This is a genomic window from Maribacter sp. Asnod1-A12 (genome assembly GCF_045063735.1).
Taxonomy (GTDB): Bacteria; Bacteroidota; Bacteroidia; order Flavobacteriales; family Flavobacteriaceae; genus Maribacter.
In genome coordinates, this window is the sequence record NZ_JBEFNZ010000006.1 from 4,107,938 (window position 1) to 4,123,230 (window position 15,293).

The following is a 15,293-nucleotide window of genomic DNA, read 5'->3' on the forward strand; positions in this document are numbered from 1 at the left end:
TTATAAATCTTCTGCTGTCGCAATCATTTCAGCAATATCCATTACTTCAACGGCATTTTCCTTTTCTTTATTCTTAACCCCGTCTGTCATCATTGTATTGCAAAATGGGCATCCTGCCGCAATAATTTCAGGTTTAGTCTCTAATGCTTGCTCTGTACGCTCTATATTTACGTCTTTGTCACCTTTTTCAGGTTCTTTGAACATTTGTGCTCCTCCAGCCCCACAGCATAGCCCTCTTTGCTTGCAACTTTTCATTTCTACAAGTTCGGCATCCAATTTTCTTATTAAATCCCTAGGAGCTTCGTATACTCCGTTTGCCCTACCTAAATAGCAAGGGTCATGAAAAGTTATTCGTTTACCTTTAAAATTTCCGCCTTCCATTGAAATTCGACCATCGTTCAGTAAATCTTTAAGAAACTGAGTATGATGCACTACTTCATATTTGCCGCCTAAGCCAGGGTATTCATTTTTAATAGTATTAAAACAATGCGGACATGCCGTAACGATTTTCTTAATTTCATATGCGTTCAATACCTCTATATTAGTTACTGCCTGCATCTGAAACAAAAACTCATTACCTGCACGTTTAGCGGGGTCACCGGTACAACTTTCTTCAGTTCCTAAAACAGCAAAAGAAACATTTGCCTTGTTCAAAATCTTCACAAAGGCTTTAGTTATCTTCTTTGCCCTATCATCAAAACTACCAGCACAACCTACCCAAAACAAAACTTCAGGCACGGTTCCCGACGCAAAAAATTCTGCCATTGTAGGCACTTTTAATTCACTTGCCATATCTATCTTTAAGATTCTTTACTCCAATTTAAACGGTCCATTTGGTTAAATGGCCAAGGTGCCCCATTATTCTCAATATTACCCATCATATTATTCAAATCTGTAGGAGCAGCAGATTGTTCCATCACTAAATACTGCCTCATATCCATAATAATAGAAAGAGGATCAATACTAATCGGACAAGCTTCGACACAAGCGTTACACGATGTACATGCCCACAATTCTTCTGTAGAAATATAATCATTCAACAATTGCTTACCATCATCTTTAAATTCGCCTTTATTCGCATCGATATTCTTACCTACTTCTTCTAGTCGATCTCGAGTATCCATCATAATTTTACGAGGAGACAATTTTTTTCCGGTCTGATTAGCAGGACATTCACTAGTACAACGTCCACATTCTGTACATGTGTAGGCATTAAGTAATTGAACCCAGCTTAAATCTTGCACATCTGAAGCACCAAACTTATCTGGAACAGCAGCATCTTCTGCAGGTGCTGCATATGGATCTGCTTCTGGATCCATCATCATTTTAACTTCATCAGTAACTGATTGTAAGTTCTTAAATTGACCCTTAGGTGTCAACTTACCATAGTAAGTATTCGGAAAAGCAAGCAAAATATGTAAATGCTTTGAATAATATAGATAATTAAGAAAAAACAAAATACCTGCAATATGCAACCACCAAGCTGTTCGCTCTATTATTACCAAATTAGAAATCGACATACCTTCAAACATAGGAGCAATTATACTACTAATAGGAAATGACCCTGCTGCCGCATAATGCTCTGCACCTATTTGTTGTAACTGATAATCAGCACCATTCATCGTTAAAAAAAGTACCATTAAGACCAGTTCAATATAGAGGATCATGTTACCATCATTCTTTGGCCAACCTTCCATTTCTGGTTTAAAAAATCTTTTCAGTTTAATTACATTTCTTCTGACCCAGAAAATAACTACTGCAACTATAACCAACAAGGCAAGTACCTCAAAAGAACCGATTAAGAAATTGTAAACAGGACCTAAAACAGCAAACATTCTATGCGTACCGAAAATACCATCTAAAATAATTTCAAGCACTTCAATATTTATAATAACAAAACCAACATAGACAATAATATGTAATGCACCAGCAATAGGACGTACAACCATTTTAGATTGCCCTAAAGCAATCTTAGCCATATTTTTCCATCTTTGCGGTTTATCATCGACCTGAGATACTTCTTTACCTAAAAAAATATTTCGTTTCAGTTTTAAAACATTTTTCACAAAAAAACCGACACCCACAATCAGTAGGATTATAAAAATAATATTAGGGAGATATAGCATATAGGTTAATCTTCTTTATTCTCAATAGAATTTACTGCCGGGTCATTTTCTGGCAACTCATAATCTTTCTGTTTCTTACCAAAAACAGAAACGTTAACATACCTTTTTGGATTCAAACGAAAATCTTGTAATAACAAATCTAATTCACGAGACGCATTATTTAAATTGGTATACATCTCTTTATCATTCATAAGCAACCCAAGAGTTCCATCTCCATTTTCAATTTTTTGAGTAACCTTATCTAAACTCGCCATAGTAGATTCTAAACTAGCCAAGGTTCTACCGAGTCCGGCAGAGTTTAAGGAATCTGAAAGTTTCGCGAAATTAGCAGTTAACTGTTCAAAACTTTCGAATGAATTATTAAGTTTGTCCTTATTAGTATTTAGTACAGAATTGAGTTGCGTAGCACTACCATTTAGACTTGTAATCAATGTATTCAACCCAACTATAACTTCTTTCAGTTCCTTTTTAGTTTTTTCATCAAGAACAGAATTTACATTCACCAAAACAGAATCTGCTCCAGAAATCGCAGATTCAACCTTACGAACCAAAGGGTTCAATTTTTGTTGAGCCAAATCTGTAATCCCTGGTCTTGTTTCCGTTCTTAAAGTATCACCATGCTGAGCCAAATCTTGATCAAACAAAGGTTTTATTTGTAAACCTTTACCTCCAATAATACCCGTATCATATAGTTCAACGGTACTATTCTTAGAAAACTTAAAATCGTTACCAACAGTAAAAGTTACCAATAAATTTCCTTTCTCGTCTAAAAATCTAATGTCATTCACCTTACCTACACTAAAACCGTTAATAGAAACGTTCGTACCAGATTGTAAACCACCTACATTTGGGTAAATGGCATAGAATGTTTTACTGTTATCAAAAATTGGGGTTGACTTTAGATAGCTAAATCCCATGATGAATAGCAAAATTCCTCCAATAACAATAATTCCTGTTTTTAATTCTCTAGATAGTTTCAAGCAATTATATTTTTAGTACACTCAAAATTATGAATAATATTTACACTTTATGGGGTAAATTCAGAAACCTCGTCTATTGCTTCTTGAATTGGAATTCTCTCACCTAATCTATAAGCCACAATATATGCCGATGGATACCCTTTTGTTTGTGCTTGAGACTGCAACATTTTAGCTTCTCTAAAAGACCTAGTCTCACCATACATATAACGAAATAAATTCTTGTAAGGTTCTTGAGAAAGTTTTGAAAGTCCTTTAAAATTACTAGGGTTTAGAGCTACGTTCTTACTGCTAGCCATTAATTGAATTTTAAAAACAATTGATTTTGCTACCTCGCTTTCTTTTATTGCCTCCTCTTTTTTAACAACAGGCACATCTGTTATTTCTTTTACTTCCTCTACCTTTGGCGATACGTTAGTGATTACAGGTTTTTTCTCTTCTACTATTTTTTCTTTAACTACCTCAGTAATCGCCTCTTTCTTTTCTTCTGCCTTTTCTACAACAGCTTCTTCAACAAGAACTTTTTTAGGTTTTTTAACAATTGTCTCTACAGGTTGAGCAGTAGGCTGAACTCCTTCTTTATAATGTAAAATAGCTTTTGCAATCGCATCACCAATTTCATTTTGTCCTTTTGAAGAATTTAGATAGGCACCTTCATCCTTGTTAGTTAAAAATCCGGTTTCAACTAAAACACTCGGCATAAAAGTCTGATGTAAAACAATAAAACCTGCTTGTTTCACTTTTCTATCAGTTCTTTTTAGTTTATTAGAAAAATTTTCTTGTATCATAGTTGCCAAAGCAACACTCTGATCTAAAAATTCTTCTTGCATAATAGTAAGTCCTATAACAGATTCTGGTGAATTAATATCATAATCGGCATATCTATTTTCGTAATTGTCTTCTAAATAAATTACCGAGTTTTCTTTCTTCGCTATTTCAAAATTCTGTTTGTTGGCATGAAGACCCAATACAAAAGTACCTGCACCGTGCGCATCTGAAGTATGAGAGTCGCAATGTACCGAAACAAATAAATCTGCATTTGCTTTATTTGCTACCTCTCCTCTTACGTACAAATCAATAAATGTGTCATCTTTACGGGTATAGATAACTTTAATATCCTTGTTATCAGAAAGTATTTCCCCAACCTTCAAAACAATGTTCAACGCTATTTTTTTCTCCAAATAGCCGTTCCCTAAGTTACCAGGATCATGACCGCCATGCCCTGCATCAAGTACAACAATAAATGGATCATCTGATTTAATTTCCTCATCAGACACTGTAAAAGACAGTAGTAATAACGTTGTTGTTAAAACTAAAGAAATGCTAAAGAATTTTATTTTCATAAGTGTTAGGGATTATATCGCCCTGATAATGGTTAAATTTATTGTAAGACCCTACATCGGGATAAAAAAATATATGTAAGTTTGACATCTTAAATAACGGCTCATTGGACCGCCAAACCTTTACAAAAATAGGATATATAGCTTTGCAATCAAACAAACAATACTTACTTTTCCTATTCTTGGTTTTTGCCAGTGCTTTTTATGCTACCGGTCAAGAAGGAAAAATCAAGACTCTCAATATCAAAGCAGATAGGGATTCAATAGTCGCACCATTGTTTCCGCCTACTGCAATTAGAGATTCTATTAAAGCAGATTCGTTGACTACAGACTCCCTAAATCAAAATCCTCCTTTACTTTTAGATAAAATAACCTATAAGGCGAAAGATTATGTGAAGTTAAGCCAAAAAGAAAATAAAATATACCTTTATAACGAAGCTGAAATCTATTATCAAGATACTGAACTTAAGGCAGGTATTATTATAATGGATTATATTAAGAATGAAGTTTATGCAGGTAGAATGGTAGACTCTTTAGGCAATTACACCCAACTACCGTACTTTAAACAAGGTGAGAACATAGTAATACCAGATTCCATACGTTTCAACTTTGACACACAAAAAGCTTTAATCTGGAATTCAAGAACCGAACAACAAGCAGCAGCAGGGTCTTTAGGTAGTGATGCCATGAAAGTATACGCCGAGATTACTAAAAAAGAAAATGATTCGGTTTACTTTTTAAGTGAAGGGAAACTTACAACATCCACAGACACTATAAACCCAGACTATTACATAAGGGTACGAAAAGCAAAATTTGTACCTAAAAAGAAGGTAATTGCAGGTTTTAGTAACTTATATATTGCCGATGTACCCACACCTATTGCAATGCCGTTTGCTTATTTCCCACTAACAGTTGGCAGGTCTGCAGGTATTCTTATGCCATCTTTCGGTAATGATCCTGATACGGGTTACTTTTTACAAGATATGGGTTACTACGTTCCATTAGGTGATTATGCCGATATTACGCTCTCTGGTGATTTTTACACTAATGGTAGTTATGCGTTTAGGACGGCATCTATTTATACCAAACGCTATAAATATAGAGGAAATGTAAATTTAAGGTTCGAAAATATAGTCAATAGCCAGAAAGGGTTTAGCGACTACAGTTTATCTCGTAATTACAACATTCAATTTTCTCATTCGCAAGACACAAAAGCTAGTCCGAATTCTCGCTTTTCAGCATCTGTAAATTTAGGTAGCAGTGATTATTACCAAAACTCTTTGCAACAAAGCAACCTACCAAACACACAAAATAACACCCTATCATCTTCAATTTCATATTCGAAGACTTTTCCAAATTACCCATCTGTGAATATGAGTTTAACAGCAACCCATTCGCAACTTACATCTGCAGCAACAGATGATGACGATGATGATGACGATGAAGATGACAATATCAACATGACACTGCCCACATTTCAAGCTAGTGTAGAACGTATTTATCCATTTGTAAAAAAAGATGGTGTTAAAAATGGAATCATCGATAATATTAATTTTCAATATAGCGTAAACGCTCAAAACAGTCTAACTACAAACGACGAAGACTTTTTTACAAAAAACATGTTCGAAAATGCAAGAATTGGAGCTAGTCATAGTATACCAGTTGCTACAAACTTTAAGGTAGCTAAGTTTTTTAGCGTTAGCGTTGGCGCCAATTACGAAGACGTATGGTCTTTAGAAACATACGATAGAAGTTATGATGATGTAGCAGAAGAAGTTGTTATAGATACTGTTAGCGGTTTTGACCGATACAATACATATAATTTTAGCGCGAGCATTGGAACAACCCTTTATGGAACTTTTGACTTTGGGGAAGATAAAAAAATTCAAGCAATTAGACACACAGCAAGACCATCATTAAGCTATGGCTACGCACCATCGTTTGAACAGTTTTATGATGAGTATATAGGTGAAGATGGAGTTGAAGTGCAATACAGTCGCTTTACCGGAACATTAAACGGCGCACCGTCTTTAGGGCAATCGAACAGCCTAAGTTTTTCATTAGCCAACACCTTGGAAGCAAAAGTTAGAGAAAAAGACTCTACAAAGCTCGAGCCAAAAAAAGTATCGCTACTAAGTAACTTCAATATTTCAACAGGTTATAATTTTGAGTCTGATTCTCTACGCCTAAATCCTTTAAGCATCAATGGCGGCACAAATATCCTCGACAATAAAATGTCAATTAACTTCTCTGCTGGTTTAGACCCTTATGCTATTGACAACAACGGTACAAGAATAAATACATTTAACATTGATAATGGTGGTAGTCTTTTTAGACTAACAAGAGCAAATGCTAATGTTTCTTATTCTATAAGCAGCGATATGTTCGGCAAAAAAGACGACAAGGAAGGTAAAGAAGGAGAAGAAGAAAGAGATCCTTTTGATTACGTCGCACAAAGCGGTGGTAGAGAAGATGACCTATTCGGTAGGGCAGATGATTTCAATTCTAATCCCGTTGAAAAAGACGATAAAAACGCAGATATAGAAAACCCCATATACGGCACAAAAATTCCTTGGAATTTAAGGCTTGCATATTCTGCAAATTATAGCAATTCGGCGAGACAAAATGAATTTAGCAGTCATTCATTAATGTTTTCTGGGGATATCGAATTCGCACCAAGATGGTCAATTGGAGGATCTTCTGGTTACGATTTTAAAAACGAAGGTTTTACTTTGACGCAATTACGATTTCAAAGAGATCTAAAAAGTTTTACCATGCGGTTTAACTGGACACCTTTCGGAACATATAAACGATGGTACTTCTTCATTGGCATAGATTCGTCTATATTAAAAGATCTTAAGTGGGAAAATAGAAGCCAAAATTAAAATTAGCATACATGAAAAAAATAATAAACACAGAGAACGCTCCAGCACCTATAGGACCTTATAATCAGGCGACATTAAGCAATGGAACCCTCTATATTTCTGGACAAATTCCTTTAAATCCTAAAAGTGGAGAATTGGTATCGGGCGATATAAAATTAGAAACAAAACAATCTATGGAAAATTTAAAGGCCATTTTAACCGAAGCTGAAATGACCTTTGAAAATGTTGTTAAGTCTTCTATATTCTTGAGTGACATGAAACAATTCACTGAAGTTAACGAAGTGTATGCTTCATATTTTAATGCAGAAACTGCACCAGCGAGAGAAACTGTAGAAGTTGCAAATTTACCTAAGTTCGTAAATGTTGAAATTTCAATGATTGCAGTCAAATAAAATACTACATGTTTGATCGGTGAAATTCTACCAAACCTTCAATTGGTCGTTGCCTAATAACACCCACTATTAAATCATTTCTAAGTAACACAGATGTCAGTTCATCTCTTAGATAATGAGCAATACTACCTACAAAATTAATAGGAACTTTAGTGGCTAATTCAAACTGCATTACATAGTTGTTTATGAATTGTTGAAAACCTTTATCAATGACCCCTTTCGCATATGGGTGATCTTTATTTTCAATCAAAAAGCGCGCAAATGTAGCTAAATAAGTATTCGGATTAGGCTGTTTGTACAAGTTCTCTTTTATAACATCAGCATCCAAATCATGAGAAGCAGCAAATTTATGAGCTAAATCAGATGGCATTTTATGAAAATAATAATCGCGAATAAGTTTACGACCGAAGAAATTTCCACTACCATCATCCATAGGAATATAACCTAAAGAAGTTACTTTTTGAAATAACTGGTTACCATCGTAGTAACTGCAATTAGAACCTGTACCCAATATACAAACGATACCTTGATGACCCACTTTTGTTGTAGCAAATATAGCTGCATAAGTATCTTCTTTTACGTCTGCTTTTGCATTAGGAAAAAAGTCTTTAAAAATTCCTTTTAAGAATAATTTCATACGATCTGTACCACAACCGGCACCATAAAAATAGAGATGAGACACTTTTTCCCTATTCTTAGAAAGTTCAAAATTATTCGCTAAGCGATCTTCGATAACATCTTTAGTTAATACCTCAGGACTAAGACCTAAAGTTTGCGTTAAAAAAAGTTGCTCACCACTTTCATCTAATGCAATCCAATCTGACTTGGTTGCGCCACTATCTACTATTAAAATCATAAACCGAATGTCTTTAAAAAATAATCCTGAAAATAAGGAAAAAATGCCTCATTTTCAGGATATATCTTTGTTATACTAAAATGAAGGTTATAGGGTATTTACGTGCTGCATTAAGTCAACCATTTTATTGGAAAAACCAGCTTCGTTATCATACCAAGATATCAACTTAAAGAAACCAGAATTTAGCTCTATACAAGCCTCTGCATCAAAAATACTAGTTCTTGGGTCACTTACGAAATCTTGAGAAACAACTGCTTCATCAGTATAACCTAATACACCTTTAAGCTCACCTTCAGACGCAGCTTTAAAAGCTTTTTTAATTTCATCCAAAGAAGTTTCCTTACTTGTTCTTACAGTTAAATCCACAACAGATACATCTGCAGTAGGCACTCTAAACGCCATACCAGTAAGTTTTCCTGTTAATGCAGGTATAACTTTGGTTACCGCAACAGCAGCACCTGTAGTTGAAGGAATAATATTCAACATTGCAGAACGACCTAAACGGTAGTTTTTTCTAGAAGGTGAATCTACTGTAAATTGAGTAGAAGTACTTGCGTGGATTGTTGTCATCAACGCCTCTTCTATACCAAAACTATCATTTAACACCTTAGCAACCGGAGCTAAACAGTTAGTAGTACAAGATGCATTGGATACAATAACATCTGATGCCTTAACCTCTTTATGGTTTACACCCATTACAAACATTGGCGCATCTTTAGAAGGTGCAGAAATAACCACTTTTTTAGCACCACCGTCAATATGGTATTGAGCTGTTTCTAAAGTTGTAAATATACCTGTACATTCTGCAACAGTATCAGCACCAACAGCATCCCACTTAATATTCTTTGGATCTCTTTCTGCAGTAATACGTACAGTTTTACCGTTTACAACCAAGTTACCATCTTTTACATCAACTGTACCGTCGAACTTACCGTGTACAGAATCGTACTTTAATAAATAAGCCAAGTGCTCAACATCTAATAAGTCGTTGATAGCAACAACATCAACATCACCACGTTTTATTGTTGTTCTGAAGACCAATCTACCTATTCTACCGAAACCGTTAATTCCTATTTTCAAATTTGACATTTTATCTATTTTTAATTTTTAATTTTATGTAGTCATTATTTCTGAAACTCTTATAAGCTCCTTATCAATTTTTGTATGCCCTTTAATTGCTTTGTTTATCGGTGTAAGGGTCAGTTTGTTATCTTGTATACCGACCATAAGGTTTGTTTTGCCCTCTAACAAAGCCTCTACTGCCTTTACTCCCATTCTACTAGCAAGAACACGATCGTAACAAGATGGCGCACCACCTCTTTGCATATGTCCTAATACAGATACACGAACATCATAAATTGGCAAATGCTCCTCAACATATTCTTTAAGTTCAAATACGTTTTTACCAGATTTATCACCTTCTGCAACGATTACAATACTAGAAGATTTACCAGATTCCTTACTTCTTTTTAAAGATTCAAGCAGTCTGTCCAAACCTAAATTCTCTTCGGGAATCAATATTTCTTCTGCACCTGCACCAACACCGGCGTTAAGTGCAATATGCCCAACATCTCTACCCATTACTTCTACAAAGAAAAGTCTATTGTGAGAACTAGCAGTATCTCTAATTTTATCTATACATTCTACCACTGTATTCAAAGCGGTATCAAAACCCAATGTGAATGTAGTACCGAAAATATCATTATCAATAGTACCAGGAATACCGATTACCGGGAAGTCATATTCCCTATTAAAAATCATGGCACCTGTAAAACTACCATCACCGCCAATAACCACAAATGCATCTATACCTGCTTTTAACAGTTGCTCATGTGCTGTTTTCCTTCCTTCGGGAGTTCTAAAATCATCACATCTGGCAGACTTAAGTATAGTACCACCTTTATTAATGATATTGTTTACACTACGGGCGTCCATAGTTTTAAAATCCCCCTCAATCATACCTTGGTAACCTCTATAGACTGCAACACAATCTACCTTCATGTAAGCACAGGTACGAACAACTGACCTTATGGCTGCATTCATGCCCGGAGAATCACCTCCTGAAGTCAGTACCGCTATTTTTTTTATTTCTGTAGACATTGAAAAATTTAAGCCAACGAAATTAAGAAATCTTAGTCACAATCGGAATAAAGATAAGTCTCATTTTAAGAAAAAATCAACGAAAAGGATTTCGTTATAACAGATTAATAACCATATTCTTAAAATATGTTAATTATTAGCAATTGATACAGAAATGTTCAATCAATTTAATGATTTTGGTTTATCATAAAAACGAATTAAGCTATCATTACCCATTACAGAAGATGGTAACGGGGTTTCTTGCACAGGCACTTCCTCTTCTTTTGGTTTTGTAGCTAATATTTTCTGAAAAAGTTCTTTAAAGTTATTAAAATCAACCTCATAAGATACACCAGCACCTTGGGTCGAACCTTGTTGGTCAGATAAATAAGCTTGTATTTCACTTTGTCTACTAAAGAAATTTGCACTCAGGGTTCCTTCCTCATTTAACAAGACCTGTATTTCAAAATCACCAGCAACAAGAGTTTCGCTTGACGCACCTACAGGAACACCCACTTTACCATTAAACAATATTCTATCGGATATTTGAGTAGATACCGTTACCCCTATTCGATCATCAGTTTCTATATCTGCAGAACGATCCAAGATTCCTTGTTCATAGGAAAGTCCTAGATTAAATTTATCATTACCTCCACTTAAAATAGAGTTTAAAATACTTGATGCACTTTGCACTAAGTTACCCGTTATCGCTTGTTGACTAATACCGCTTTGAGAATTTACGAACGTACCTTGTGCCAATAAGAAAATTGCATTCTTCTCCTCGACGGTGGGATCTTGTAACCTGTATTCCAATTCTGATTTTACAATTGAATTGGTACCAGGAAAATCTATTCCAAAATCGATATCTGGACTTTGCAATTGACCTGTTAAACTAATGATAACATCTGTAGGTATTCTTCGAGTAAACCCCGCATCATCAAGCAGTGGAGCCGGATTAGCATTTAAGGAATAAACCGCATCCATATCTAATATAGCTTCTAACGGTTTTTGATCCCAATTAATAGTTCCACCAGGTTCAACTGTAAATTTCTTATCTATTATTCCTCCAAATTTATAATTGAATTCACCTGTTACCACAACATAATCACCATACATTTCAAATTTACCGTTGGTATTTATTCGTATTAAAATAATACCTGCACCAGTACCTTTTAAAGAACTTCCCGTTTTAGTATCCGTCACAATTTCAACTTCGGCATCTGGGGTAACATCTAAGTTGAATTCTAATTCTAAACCTTGATAATCTTTTAATTGACGCTGACTTTCAATTCTTTTTTTATCGGTTTTTTCTTGAAAATTTATAAATGAATAATCACCAACGCTAGCCACATCACTTAATGGAATTTTTAATGAAGTCCCTTTAGCCGTCTCTCCATCAACTGTTATATTCAAAGCTGTTGTTGGACCAAAAATGCGACCTGTTCCATTTAAATACCCAGTACCATAGTATAAGTCACCTTCTTTAAATTGCTTATCTAGAATTAAAAATTTATCATTTTTAGTATCTACATTTAAATCGAGCACCCAACTTTTAAAGAAACTATGAGTAATGGTACCATCTAAATTTGCCCGCGTACCTTTTTCAACATCTTCTAGCGCTATATTTTCGAAATCAAAAGTTTGATTTTTTAGAACAACGCGAGATCGTGGTGCAAAACCATAATCAACATTTAGGTAAGGTACAGCTATACCAGCATTATCAAGAGTAAGTAACCCATCAAAACTAGGATTATCGATATCACCCTGTATACTAACCCTACCATCTACATCTCCTCTTATCTTATCAATGACACCCTCCCCTAATGGACTAAAAGGCTCAAGACCAAAATTATTGAAATTTGCAATCAAATTAGCTCTAGGTATTTCTCCTTTTTTCTCAATACTACCTACCACACTAAATTTCTCCAAACCATTGTCAGATAATTGTGAATTCACTTGAAACTCAGACAAATCTTTATTACCAATAATACTTATTGCCAAATCTCCAAGCGGTATATCATTAATACCGAATTTCTCAATATTTAAATTAGAGGACGGTAAATAAATACCATCTTTTTGAAGTACATTAAGAGTTCCATTAACCTCCCCTTGCAATTCAAGACTATCTATGACAGGTGTTATCTTATCTAAAGAGACAATTTTAAACTGTAATTGAAGATCTTTATAGGTAGAATCTGCCAATTGACCCTTTAGCCTAATTTGTTCTTTCTCATCGTTATTCATTACAATTTCTTCTATTGTAATACTATCTAAAGCTCTGTTCAGAATCACCTTATTTTTAGTGTCACCATCTTTATTTAATACCCATTTATTTCCTTTAAAATTTACATCTGAAGTTTTAAGTCCAATTACAGACTTATTTTCTTTATTAAAAGTATGATAGAAATTTAAGTTGTATGAATCGTTAAAATCGCTACCTCCTTTAAATTCAGACCTAAAGAATAACGTATCTTTTAAAGTAGTATTGATCAAATTAAAATCCTTAAAATTATAATAAGGCGTATCTAACTCGCCAACTGATACAAAGGTGTTAAATAAAGGGTTTTTATTATCTATTCGCACCTCAATACTATCTGCAGCGGTACCAAAAGCCTCAATACTGGGGGAGGCGAAGTTGAGTTTAAAATCACCCTCGTCTGCCACTATATTACCTTTAATAAAGGTATTTGGATCAAACCTGACCTCTGGAAAAAAAACATCTACAATCTTATTATAAATCTTAAAATTAAAAGATAGATTTTGCCCATCAGAAATTTGAAAAGGTCTATAATTTGTATAGATACTACCCAATGAATTCTGCACAAGTTTACCCAATTCCCTAACCTTAAAACTACCTTTCATAAAGCCGGTAATGATATCAGGTGAATTAATGTTTATTGTACGCTCACGTTCATCGTCAAAATTTGAAGTAACCTCAAAATCTTCAAAATAATACGTGTCATTTACATTTTGATAACTCGTTTGAGTAAAGTTTATATCTCCTACGATATTATCTAAAGTGGTACCTGTAATATCCATACTAACGTTTCCTTTAAAGATAGAAACGCTATCATTGATAATATTAAGTTTTTTTAAGTCCGCATAATCTACAGATGCGATAAAATTAAAGTTATTTCTAGCCTCGGCAACATTAGCCAGACCTTTAAAATCAAATTTAAAATTCTCATCATTACTAATCAAAGAACCATCGAACAACTGGTCTTTGATAATACCGGAAACCCTTAAATCTTGATAGTTGTATTTATTAAACTCTATAGAGTAGATTTGACCAATAACCTCTGTGTTTAATTTCTCTTTAACAAAGCCTTTACCTTCTACATTAAAATCTAAAGAGGTTTTACCAATATTTTTATTTTCTACGAAATCACCTAAATCAAAATCTATCAAAGAGATAAATCCTTTATAAGTAGCGTTATCGATATTATTGAAATTACTCAATACAATATCGGCATAACTACTACCCACTGCAGTATTTAAATTAACTTTAGCATCTATTGACGAATTGGTAATATATGCGCTGCCTCGAATAGTAAATTGACCAAGTTTACTAAAGGTCGATGGTAAAGATTTACCTATTAAATTAGGCAATAACGCATTCAACTGATAGTAACTACTTGTTACATTCTTCATTTCTGCAGTTAAACTAAAAGGATTCTGTTTACTGAATAAGTTCTTAAAATTAAAATCGCCTCGTATACCTGTATCATCTGAAAATAAGAAAAGGTCATCGGTATTTAAATCATTTAAAACCCCATTAATCTTGGTATTTAGGGTCACTTCTTTTCCTTTTCCAAATATATTATATAAGAGATTTACTTCGTCGAAAGCTACTTTAGAATCCTTAAATTCAGCAACAACATTAACTTTGTTTAAAAAATCTGAAAAATCTTCACGATTATAGTTAAACACCAAATTACCATCTAAGGCAGAAAGAGGTGTTTTTATTTTTAAAGAATCAAAACGCATTTGCTGTTTTGTATACTTAAAATTAGTTATTAAACTATCTACCCTTAAGCCTCTATTACTATAGAAAGACATATCTTGAATATTAGCAGAAACCTCTGGACCTAAAATTAAAAACTCTCCTGCATTAATATTTAAACTATCAAAATTTAAAACGGTTGTTTTTTCTAAGTTATCATCAATATATTTAAACTTACTTTTTTGTATCTCAACATAAGATGACGATAACCTAAATGGCGGGGTCCCCTCTGCTCTAGGTGTATCACTTTCGAGTTTTTCAACAAAAACCTCTAGGTTAGTATTTTTTTCCCCAAAATAAGTTTTAAGTTTAAAATTTAGTTCATCTATAGAAATATCGCCAAATTCCAAATTACCTTGAGCCAAATTACCTATACTTAGTATAGAAGTTTCAAGCTCATTGATATAAAAAAGCGTGTCTTGTTTATAATCTTCAATAAAAACACCTTCTAAAGCTGTATTCCAAGAAATCAGAGACACTTTTAAGCGATCAATGTTAATTTGCGTACCATATTGTTTGTTAATTTTTTTCGTAGCAAACTGTGCCAATAAGGTTTGTACCATTGGCAGCGAAAAAATGATGGTACCTAAAACACCTATCAGTAAAAGCACCAATAATGTTCTAAGCAATATTTT

At 34.0% G+C, this 15,293-nt stretch carries 10 protein-coding genes; 2 read left to right on the plus strand and 8 right to left on the minus strand.

Annotation, left to right across the window (positions count from 1 at the left end):
• Genes ACJJVP_RS17615 through ACJJVP_RS17630 form a run of 4 tightly spaced genes read right to left on the minus strand, consistent with a single transcriptional unit; the run spans position 1 to position 4,446 of the window.
• A complete protein-coding gene (locus ACJJVP_RS17615) occupies positions 1-792 on the minus strand; it encodes a (Fe-S)-binding protein (protein ID WP_405415838.1) in 792 nt (263 codons plus the stop codon).
• 8 nt (positions 793-800) lie between these two features.
• A complete protein-coding gene (locus tag ACJJVP_RS17620; RefSeq protein WP_405415839.1) occupies positions 801-2,126 on the minus strand; it encodes a 4Fe-4S dicluster domain-containing protein in 1,326 nt (441 codons plus the stop codon).
• A gap of 5 nt (positions 2,127-2,131) precedes the next feature.
• Positions 2,132-3,106 carry an MlaD family protein gene (locus tag ACJJVP_RS17625; protein ID WP_405415842.1) on the minus strand — a complete coding sequence of 325 codons (975 nt, stop codon included), beginning with the start codon at positions 3,104-3,106 and terminating at the stop codon, positions 2,132-2,134.
• 47 nt (positions 3,107-3,153) lie between these two features.
• The gene (locus ACJJVP_RS17630; protein WP_405415844.1) at positions 3,154-4,446 is read right to left on the minus strand and encodes an N-acetylmuramoyl-L-alanine amidase; all 1,293 of its coding nucleotides are present in this window, start codon (positions 4,444-4,446) and stop codon (positions 3,154-3,156) included.
• 143 nt (positions 4,447-4,589) lie between these two features.
• Between ACJJVP_RS17630 and ACJJVP_RS17635 the strand changes: the two genes are divergently transcribed.
• Both ACJJVP_RS17635 and ACJJVP_RS17640 read left to right on the plus strand, forming a co-directional pair.
• Positions 4,590-7,328, plus strand: coding sequence for a putative LPS assembly protein LptD (locus tag ACJJVP_RS17635; protein ID WP_405415846.1), 2,739 nt, complete (start codon positions 4,590-4,592; stop codon positions 7,326-7,328).
• An 11-nt stretch (positions 7,329-7,339) separates the two neighbouring features.
• Positions 7,340-7,720, plus strand: coding sequence for a RidA family protein (locus ACJJVP_RS17640; protein ID WP_133673635.1), 381 nt, complete (start codon positions 7,340-7,342; stop codon positions 7,718-7,720).
• 4 nt (positions 7,721-7,724) lie between these two features.
• Here the strand turns inward: ACJJVP_RS17640 and ACJJVP_RS17645 are convergent, their stop codons facing one another.
• The 4 genes from ACJJVP_RS17645 to ACJJVP_RS17660 form a co-directional block, all read right to left on the minus strand.
• Positions 7,725-8,576 (minus strand): N-acetylglucosamine kinase, encoded by an 852-nt coding sequence (locus ACJJVP_RS17645; protein WP_405415848.1) that lies wholly within the window; start codon positions 8,574-8,576, stop codon positions 7,725-7,727.
• A gap of 87 nt (positions 8,577-8,663) precedes the next feature.
• A complete protein-coding gene (gap, locus tag ACJJVP_RS17650; RefSeq protein WP_405415850.1) occupies positions 8,664-9,665 on the minus strand; it encodes a type I glyceraldehyde-3-phosphate dehydrogenase in 1,002 nt (333 codons plus the stop codon).
• 24 nt (positions 9,666-9,689) lie between these two features.
• Positions 9,690-10,676, minus strand: a complete 987-nt coding sequence (gene pfkA, locus ACJJVP_RS17655) for a 6-phosphofructokinase (protein WP_405415852.1) — start codon at positions 10,674-10,676, stop codon at positions 9,690-9,692.
• A gap of 162 nt (positions 10,677-10,838) precedes the next feature.
• The gene (locus ACJJVP_RS17660; RefSeq protein ID WP_405415855.1) at positions 10,839-15,287 is read right to left on the minus strand and encodes a translocation/assembly module TamB domain-containing protein; all 4,449 of its coding nucleotides are present in this window, start codon (positions 15,285-15,287) and stop codon (positions 10,839-10,841) included.
• Positions 15,288-15,293 lie beyond the last annotated feature (6 nt).

Excerpts from the sequence above, each read along its gene's own strand:
- ACJJVP_RS17615 (WP_405415838.1), bottom strand. The coding sequence starts at position 792 with ATGGCAAGTGAATTAAAAGTGCCTACAATGGCAGAATTTTTTGCGTCG.
- ACJJVP_RS17620 (WP_405415839.1), bottom strand. The coding sequence starts at position 2,126 with ATGCTATATCTCCCTAATATTATTTTTATAATCCTACTGATTGTGGGT.
- ACJJVP_RS17630 (WP_405415844.1), bottom strand. The coding sequence starts at position 4,446 with ATGAAAATAAAATTCTTTAGCATTTCTTTAGTTTTAACAACAACGTTA.
- ACJJVP_RS17640 (WP_133673635.1), top strand. The coding sequence starts at position 7,340 with ATGAAAAAAATAATAAACACAGAGAACGCTCCAGCACCTATAGGACCT.
- ACJJVP_RS17645 (WP_405415848.1), bottom strand. The coding sequence starts at position 8,576 with ATGATTTTAATAGTAGATAGTGGCGCAACCAAGTCAGATTGGATTGCA.
- gap (WP_405415850.1), bottom strand. The coding sequence starts at position 9,665 with ATGTCAAATTTGAAAATAGGAATTAACGGTTTCGGTAGAATAGGTAGA.
- pfkA (WP_405415852.1), bottom strand. The coding sequence starts at position 10,676 with ATGTCTACAGAAATAAAAAAAATAGCGGTACTGACTTCAGGAGGTGAT.